Raw genomic sequence first — 609 nt, 5'->3', positions numbered from 1 at the left:
AAATATCAACATTACTGTGGATAAAGCGGATGCTACTGTAAGTGCTTGGCCAGCGGCAAGTACAATCACCTACGGACAAAACTTAAGTGAATCAAACCTTACGGGAGGTACCGCCAGTGTGGACGGTAGCTTTGCCTTTGCAAATCCTTCAGCAACTCCTGATGCGGGAACGCAAGTGGTAGAGATTATCTTTACGCCAACTGATGACAGCAATTACAATACAGCAAGCGGAAATATCAACATTACTGTGGATAAAGCGGATGCTACTGTAAGTGCTTGGCCAGCGGCAAGTACAATCACCTACGGACAAGCATTGAATGAATCAATCCTTACAGGAGGAACTGCCAATGTGGACGGAAGCTTTGCTTTTGCAAATCCATCAGCAACGCCAAACGCAGGAACACAATCTGTAGAGATTATCTTTACGCCAACTGATAACAGCAATTACAATACAGTGAGCGGAAATATCAACATCATTGTTGATAAAGCGGATGCGACTGTGAGCGTGTGGCCAACAGCTGGTACAATTACCTTCGGACAGGCATTGAGCGAATCTACCTTATCAGGAGGAACTGCCAGTATGGACGGAAGCTTTGCTTTTGCAAATCC

At 45.3% G+C, this 609-nt stretch carries 1 protein-coding gene; it reads left to right on the top strand.

Features of this window, described 5'->3' with window-relative positions; genetic code table 11:
• Window positions 1-609 (top strand): hypothetical protein (locus tag NQ163_RS20595; protein ID WP_268192192.1); only part of this gene is annotated, 609 nt, incomplete at both ends.

This window comes from Marinifilum sp. D737, assembly GCF_026672275.1.
GTDB lineage: Bacteria > Bacteroidota > Bacteroidia > Bacteroidales > Marinifilaceae > Marinifilum.
Note: the sequence above shows the minus strand (reverse complement) of the source record. Positions and strands in the feature narration are given on the sequence as shown.